We start from the raw sequence: 7,806 nt of genomic DNA, 5'->3' as shown, positions 1-7,806 counted from the left end.
ACTTCAATAAAATGAAGTTATAAAATTATTCAAAAATATATTTATAAACATTTTCCGATAATGGAACTCCGTTTTTCACGTAATTTTCGGCGCAGGCTTCCTTTCTTTCGCCTGGAATCGATATAGTTTCGTTTTCGTTAAAAGTAGGCTCTTTTTTTATATCGTCTATAAACGATTGAACCGTATTCAAAAAAGTTTCCATATCGTTGAAAAGCGAAGGTTCGATAACCAAAATAAAAGTCGCGAGATTTCTTTTTTTATCCATATCTCCATACATTTTAACCAAGTTATTGCAATAAACATTTCCTATTAAAAGTCCAGTAAAAGCTTCAACCATAGTCATTATTAAATAGCCTTTGACTCCGCCGAATGGAACTACATATTTTATTTTATTCGGGTCGGAAGAAGGATTTCCATTTTCGTCCACTCCCCAATCCAACGGCACGGTTTCGTTATTGTCTCTCGCCGTAAATATTCTTCCAAGAGAAACTTTGCTTGTAGCCATATCTCCCAATATAAAATCTCTTTTTGCGGGAAAACCGTAGCTTATGGGATTTGTGCCGAAGAAAGATTTTTTGCCGCCGAAAGGAATAACGCAAGGGTCGGTATTAACCATAATAAGAGAAACTTTTTTATCGTCTATCGCCATTTTATTATAATATCCCAAAGCTCCGCAATGGCTGTTGTTTTTTATTCCGATTAAAGCTATTCCCTGTTCGTTTGCCGTTTTTATAGCCCATTCCATAGCGTATTTTGTGGCTACATGTCCAAATCCGCCGTCCGCGTCCATTGAGGCAAAAGAAGGTTTTAAAACATTTATTTTGAAATTAGAATTTAAATTTATTCCTCCGTTTTTCATTCTATTAATATAATGTTCTACTCTCAAAACGCCATGCGAATGAATTCCTCTTATGTCGGAATATAAAAGAATATCGGTTATTATCTCCGCTTGTTTGTCGTCAATTCCCGCACTTTTTAATTTATTAAAAGTCGCTTTTTTTAATTCTTCGTATTTTACGGTTATCATTTATTTTTATGCCTTTAGAATTTTATATTTTATAAGTTTACATAATTAAAATTAAAAGTCAATAGAAACGATAATCATATTCCAAAAATTTACGATTACAATTTAAATAAGTTTATGTTATAATAATTCTTAAAAGTTAAACAAAAAATTAAATTAGGTTTTATTTTTAGAATGAAAACGGAAAAATCGGATTTGAAAAATAAAGTTGAAAAAATAACGGAAGCGAGAGTTTTGGTAATCGGCGATTTGATGCTCGATAAATTTACTTACGGAGATGTGATAAGAATATCTCCAGAAGCGCCCGTTCCAGTTTTGCATGTAAAGCATGAAGAAAGTTATTTGGGAGGAGCGGGAAATGTCGCAAGAAATATATCCGCTTTACTCGAAGGCTCGAAGTTCTCTAACAAAGGAAAAGTTGGAATTATTGCCGTAATCGGAAAAGATAAATCGACTGATTCTATAATCGAAGAGACGAATCGCTATAATATATCGAAAGCGGGAATCATAACGGACGAAAGCAGAGGAACGATAACAAAAACGAGAATTGTGGCGGGAAACCAGCAAATAGTAAGAATAGACGAAGAGGATACGAGTCCTTTTTCAAAATCGATTTATAAAGAAATAGAAAAATCTTTTATAAAAAATATTGACGATTATAATGTGGTAATAGTGAGCGATTACGCGAAAGGAATTATAACCGAAAAAACGGCAAAAAAAATAATATATATATGCAATAAAAAAAGAGTTCCAGTTCTTGTCGACCCCGCTATAAAACATTTTTCATTTTATAAAAAAGCGACTTTAATGACGCCGAATTTGAAAGAAGCTATTGAAGGACTCGAAGGAATAGAAAAAATAGACAACAAATTAAATTTCTACGAATTCAATCCTAAAAATATTGACATCTTGGGAAAAAGCATAATAAAAAAATTGGGACTTTCAAAACTAATGATAACTTTAAGCGCAAACGGAATGGCATTATTCGATAAAACTATAAAAGGAGAATCTTATATCGTTCCTACGAGAGCGAAAACAGTTTTCGATGTTTCGGGAGCTGGCGATACGGTAATATCGGTTTTGGGAATGTGTCTTTCGGTTGGTTTTTCGTTTAAGGAAGCGGCGGAAATATCAAACGCGGCGGCGGGAATTGTGGTTGGGAAAAGAGGAACTTCGACTTTGACTTTGGAAGAATTGACAGAGGCTTTATGATAAATAAAAAACAAAAAAAAATTATTCAAATAGTTTTATTTTCGTTTATTTCGGTTTTCATTTTATTTTGCATTATCGCATGTTTGCCTAAACCTCCGATAACTCCCGCAAAAGTTATAGCCGAGTTGGAACTTAATAAAGATATAACGGTTTACAGCAACGATATAGTCGATTTGGACAGCCCAAAAGTTTATAATGTAAACGGGCAGTATTATTTCGGAGATTTTTATTATATAGAGGGCAATATCGTTTACGCGCTCGATTTGTCGAATTCAAGAGTGATAATAGCGGAAGGAAACAATATTAGAAATTTTAATTTGGAATATAATAGTTTGGAAAAATCAAAAATATCTTTAATAGACGATAATCAAAATATTTATATAACGGGATATGATTCAAGATTTATAGACAATATAATAGTTTCAAATATAACGATAACTTTGCCGTCAGAAAGCCCGACAGTCGAAGGAGACGACAATCCGCGCACGGGAACTTATACGATTACGGTAACGAATACGAATTATACTAAAGTCGGTTTTGTTTCTTTAAATAAAATATCTCCAGAAGGAAAAATTTTATACAATATAGATTCGATAATAGAAAACGAATACGAATCTTTAATAAAATTATTTTCGCTTACAAACGATAAATTTGCAGTTTTGAAAAGAGATAGAAATAAAATTCCGATTATCAATATTTACGACATGAATACGGGAAAAATGGAAAACGAATATTTGCTTTCGACTATAGAATACGCCGACACAAATACTATGTCTTACAGAGAAATAATAGATTGCGTTTATGTCGCGGAAAAAGAAGTAATAGCTATACTTACAATGAATATAGAAAACGGAAAACATAAAGACGATGTTATATATACTACGGAAATAAATAATTTTAATTTGGCGGAAGGATATAGAATCCCGTCTCGAGACAATTCTTTAGCCGTTGGAATTTCTTCGAGCGGAAGAGTGACTTATACGGGAATAGAAAACGGAATGTATTTTTTTATAAGAACGAATCCTTTTTTGTCGCAAAATTATAGTAAAGAATATATGGGAACTGACGGACTGAATAAACTTCGAGGAATAAAGATTTTTAACGATTCAATTTACGGTTTTTCGGTTGAAAACGATAAAATAAGATTTCAGAATTATTAAAAATTTGTCATTGCTAGATAAATTCGTGGCATTCCAAATATATAAAAAAGAGCCTGCCCTTAACGAGCAAGCCCTAAACATTTTGAAACTTGTAAAAATTATATCATATTATTTTATTTATTACCACTTCGTTCCACTGCTGCCAGAATATCCTACATCAAAACTATATACTCTGTCGAAAGCGAAACGGAATCCCCATTTATAAATTTGATGCGGTCCCTTTTCCTCAAATCTACCCATATATTCGTTAGGATTTTGTCCTCTTATCTGTTTCCAGAATCCGCTGCCTCTGTCATGTAAATCCAAATATATTTGAGCCGCATAAGACACTCCCGTCCAACCAGTCTTTCCTTGCAAGTTCCATGCCTTTTTACCGCCCACTTCCCATAATCCAGTTCCCAAATCCAAAGCCATTCCTTCATGCAATACCAATACTTCCGTTTTGCCGACTTCTCTATAATCCGTCATCGATTCGTATTTGCCGTCTCCAGGACCTCCCTGACCGAAAAATATTTTTGCATAATCTTTAGTTTCATCTTCCATAGATAAAGTTTTAATATGCGAATGCCAGCCTACGCCATAACTATAAAGCCCCGCTATAGCCCAGCGTCCGTTATAGTCTCTGCCTCCTTTAGCGTCCATTCCAGAAGGCGTAGAGTTGCCTCTAAGTCCCGCTAAATATTTAATGATTGCTCCGCCTCTGAATATTTTCATTACCCATTCGGATTTCTTCTCCCAGCGAATATTATAGTTGTTATCAAAGTAGAAATTTCCTCCTTTCTTACCTACCCAATCTCTAGTATTTTCCGTTTTTAGATACCCTCTTCTTTTGCCGTCTCTTGGATATCTATCGGTTCTGTCAATCACATCTTTCCAAAGTTCGTCTAATGTCTCCGTATCTTGATAAGACACTCTCACATTTGTTCCAAAAGGACGTCTTATCCACATATATGTATCTTCGGGAAAAGTTTTTTCAGGTTCAGGCTCGGGTTCAGGAATTGGTTCGGGTTCAGGAATTGGTTCAGGTTCAGGAGTTGGTTCGGGTTCAGTGTCTGGCTCAGGTTCAATGTAGATATATTCTATAGATTTTTCTGGCTCTGTAACTTCGTTCTCGCAAGCAACGAATCCTGCGACTAAAATAATCGACATGATTAACGATGCGATAGTTTTTGAAATTATTTGCTTTTTCATTTGAAGCCTCCATTAAAATTGAAATCATAAGGATTTTATATTTAGATTATAAATTCCATTCTCATATCAATAGTATAAGAAATTTATTTAAAAAAATCAAGTAAAAGATTTCGTATTTGCGAGTTTTAGCCTATTTTTATTGAAAAAAAGTAAAAAAATTTACAAAATTGTATAAAGTTATTATATAAGTTGTCATAATTCTATTATTGAATAGTTTAGATTTTGTCATTGAAAAAATTCCGCTCAAGATTTAAATAACATAAATGAAAATAATATTTTTAACTATTGACATTTTTTTAATTATTTGTTAAAATATTCAAGTCATTTCAAAATGCGAGGGCGATTAGCTCAGCTGGGAGAGCGGGTGCCTTACAAGCACTAGGTCGGCGGTTCGATCCCGTCATCGCCCAAAGTCTTCTGCTTTCTGATATGATTAAAAATTCAAATATGAGTTGAATTTAGTTTATATGACTATTTTGAAATATATCTCTATAATCGGGGCGATTCTTTTAGTATTCGCTTTTATAAGTTTTATAATAAAATTTACTTCAAAAAGGTTAACGGTATTGACTTCTATAATCGCTATAATAATTTTATCCATAGTTTCAATTCTAATAATATACATGAATTATACCGTCAATATCTCCGCAAAAATAAACGATTCATCGAGAGAAAATAAATTAAGAGCTGAAAGAAATAGAATAAGAAACAATATTATAATTCGTCCTGGAACGGTGGAATTAATTTCGTTGCATTTGGGTTATTCGAATAGAATTTCAGCTCCTATGATAAGAAATAGAGAATTGGGTTTTTATTTGGATAATATTTGGTTTAATTGGGCGGACGGAAAATTATTAACGGACGAAGATTTGCCAAATAAAGACGATTATCTTAATTTTTTATTCTATAATTATTCTTTAGGAGAACTTCCGAGACTTCCCGAAGCCTCCGAAGAAAGAACGAGAGAAATCGAAGAAAATTTTAGGAAAAGAATAAACAGAAGAGAAACCGTTAATGATAAATTTTTAAATACTTTATATGACGGATACAGTTCGAGAACCATGATTAAAAATATTACGAATATGAGCGTTTTGGGTTATAGAACTCAATTGCATGGATTTATCGCAAAACCTTTGGCGAACGCGAATGCGGAAATATTGGCTATATCTCAAACTAACGCCGAAGTTAAAAATTATTTGTCTTCTCTTAAATCCGTAAGCGGATATTTATGGAGAGCAATCTCAAAAAGTTCGAGCAGAAGTTATCATAGCTACGGAGCGGCTTTCGACACTTTGGCGAGAAACTACGGAAGAAAACAAACATATTGGGCATGGACGAGAGTAAATAATAAAAATTGGTATGCCGTGCCTTACGAAGACAGATGGCATCCTCCCGAAGAAGTGATTAAAATTTTTGAAAAGCATGGTTTTATTTGGGGCGGAAAATGGAATAATTACGATACGATTCATTTTGAATATCGTCCCGAACTTATAATTTATAATAGAATAAAAGACGATGAAAATGCCGTTTACGATTTAATCGAAAGATACGGTTTATATTGATTAGTTTAATAAAATTAGTATTTATAAATGTATATAGGACCTTCATCGCTCGAAAGCGCTTCGTTTGAGTCTACTTTAAATGCTTTGCGGACATCTTCTATAGATTTATCGAAAAGTTGAATGTCGTTTGTCTTTTTGTATTTGTCGAAATAGAGAGAACTTCTGTTATTTAACGCCGATATATTATTTTCGTCAAGTTCGATTATTTTATCGTAATCCTTCAAAGCGTTTTCAAACAATTCGTTGTTTCCCGTTATATTGTATTTCGCCAAATATATTGTAGCTCTATTGTTTAACAATATAATATCTTTTTTGTCGCTCGAATAAATCATATTGTCGAATATTGTTAAAGCCGTGTTATAATCGTAATCGGAATTTTCTTTTCCGTATCTTGTGGAATATAAAACGCCCTTATTATTTAAAGTGTCTTTATTGTCGTAAATTGAAATGGCGGATTCGTAATATTTATCCGCTTTTCTGAAATATATGCTCTTATTGTTTTTGCTATACATTTTCGTATATAAAATTCCCGCTCCATTTAAAGCCATATAATTTCTATCGTCTATACTAAAAATATTTTCGAGTATTTCCAAAGCCTTTTCGTTTTTAGAGCCTTTAATTTCAGCTACCAAGTCCTTATACATATTCTCTATTTCTTTTAATTTTTTATCTTCCGCTTTTTTTAATATAATTGTTGGAAGATTATCTATATATTCCTTATTCTCCTTGCTTAAATCCTTGTCATCTTCGTATTTTTTATTTTTTGTTTCTTTTTCTTCAATAATGCTAATATCGTTATCGTTATTAATATTATTTGCGGTATTTGTAATGATTGTGGTATTATTACTTGCTATGCTATTATTCGTATAATTTATAAATAATATTAAAGCGAACATTAAAACCAAAAGAAATAAAGCCACATAAGTCATTACCAATAAACTATTTCCAATCAACTGTTCCACTGAAAATTTAAGATTGCTTAAATTGGGATTTATTCCTAATCGAACTTGTTGCTTTACTAAATTCGTAATTTCTTCCGCCTTATCTGACTCTTCTAATTGCTCTCCGAAATATTGAGATACCATTTCCATATATCTGTTTTCAATATTTGAAGATAATGAATTGGTAAAAATATTAAGTTCTCTCGTTATATTTTGATTTAAATTTAGGCTATAAATATTGCATACTATCAAAAATATAAGCATTATTACTGGGAACAGTATCAGCATAGCAAAATTTAATTTTTTTACATTAGCGCTTTTCATCTATTAATACAATTTTTATTTATATAATTATCTGAATATTATAAAATAATTATAGAAATAATCAATCGATTATAGTTATAAAATTATATAAATTATTAAGAGTTAGAATCGCGTCTGAGAGGACTCGAACCTCCAACCGCCGGAACCGAAGTCCGATGCTCTATCCAATTGAGCCACAGACGCTTTATTATAAATTAAATGGAAGAAAATATTGAATAATGGGCGAAAGACGGGACTTGAACCCGCGGCATCCAGATCCACAATCTGGCGCTCTAACCGACTGAGCTACATTCGCCATATTATATAAACGGATAAATCACTCGCGCCAGACAGGAATCGAACCTGTAACCCACAGCTTAGAAGGCTGTTGCTCTATCCAATTGAGCTACAAG

The 7,806-nt window shown here is 32.6% G+C and carries 6 protein-coding genes and 3 tRNA genes; 4 read left to right on the top strand and 5 right to left on the bottom strand.

The window, feature by feature from the left end; translation table 11 throughout:
- Nucleotides 1–25 precede the first annotated feature (25 nt).
- Nucleotides 26–1,027 carry an Ldh family oxidoreductase gene (locus EZH24_RS04455; protein WP_137997917.1) on the bottom strand — a complete coding sequence of 334 codons (1,002 nt, stop codon included), beginning with the start codon at nt 1,025–1,027 and terminating at the stop codon, nt 26–28.
- Between the two features lie 171 nt (nt 1,028–1,198).
- Here EZH24_RS04455 and EZH24_RS04450 point away from each other — a divergent pair, with 171 nt between their 5' ends.
- Together EZH24_RS04450 and EZH24_RS04445 are read left to right on the top strand one after the other, a co-directional pair.
- On the top strand, nt 1,199–2,236 hold the full coding sequence (locus tag EZH24_RS04450) for a bifunctional heptose 7-phosphate kinase/heptose 1-phosphate adenyltransferase (protein ID WP_137997916.1): 1,038 nt from the start codon (nt 1,199–1,201) through the stop codon (nt 2,234–2,236).
- Nucleotides 2,233–3,396: a hypothetical protein gene (locus tag EZH24_RS04445; RefSeq protein ID WP_236847067.1), complete on the top strand. Its 1,164-nt coding sequence runs from the start codon at nt 2,233–2,235 to the stop codon at nt 3,394–3,396. The genes EZH24_RS04450 and EZH24_RS04445 overlap by 4 nt, the downstream gene beginning before the upstream one ends.
- A gap of 120 nt (nt 3,397–3,516) precedes the next feature.
- Here EZH24_RS04445 and EZH24_RS14895 read toward each other — a convergent pair whose 3' ends face one another.
- Nucleotides 3,517–4,587 (bottom strand): hypothetical protein, encoded by a 1,071-nt coding sequence (locus tag EZH24_RS14895; RefSeq protein WP_201798561.1) that lies wholly within the window; start codon nt 4,585–4,587, stop codon nt 3,517–3,519.
- A gap of 337 nt (nt 4,588–4,924) precedes the next feature.
- Between EZH24_RS14895 and EZH24_RS04435 the strand changes: the two genes are divergently transcribed.
- Both EZH24_RS04435 and EZH24_RS04430 read left to right on the top strand, forming a co-directional pair.
- A tRNA-Val gene (locus tag EZH24_RS04435) sits at nt 4,925–4,997 on the top strand.
- A 57-nt stretch (nt 4,998–5,054) separates the two neighbouring features.
- Nucleotides 5,055–6,149: a M15 family metallopeptidase gene (locus EZH24_RS04430; protein WP_137997915.1), complete on the top strand. Its 1,095-nt coding sequence runs from the start codon at nt 5,055–5,057 to the stop codon at nt 6,147–6,149.
- Nucleotides 6,150–6,163: 14 nt separating this feature from the next.
- Here EZH24_RS04430 and EZH24_RS04425 read toward each other — a convergent pair whose 3' ends face one another.
- From EZH24_RS04425 to EZH24_RS04415, 3 genes are all read right to left on the bottom strand, one after another.
- A complete protein-coding gene (locus EZH24_RS04425) occupies nt 6,164–7,414 on the bottom strand; it encodes a tetratricopeptide repeat protein (RefSeq protein ID WP_137997914.1) in 1,251 nt (416 codons plus the stop codon).
- A gap of 109 nt (nt 7,415–7,523) precedes the next feature.
- Nucleotides 7,524–7,597, bottom strand: a tRNA-Arg gene (locus tag EZH24_RS04420).
- Nucleotides 7,598–7,634: 37 nt separating this feature from the next.
- Nucleotides 7,635–7,710: transfer RNA gene (locus EZH24_RS04415), tRNA-His, on the bottom strand.
- Nucleotides 7,711–7,806 lie beyond the last annotated feature (96 nt).

Source organism: Brachyspira catarrhinii (assembly GCF_005518285.1).
Lineage (GTDB): Bacteria > Spirochaetota > Brachyspiria > Brachyspirales > Brachyspiraceae > Brachyspira > Brachyspira catarrhinii.
This window is presented reverse-complemented; position numbering and strand designations above follow the sequence as displayed.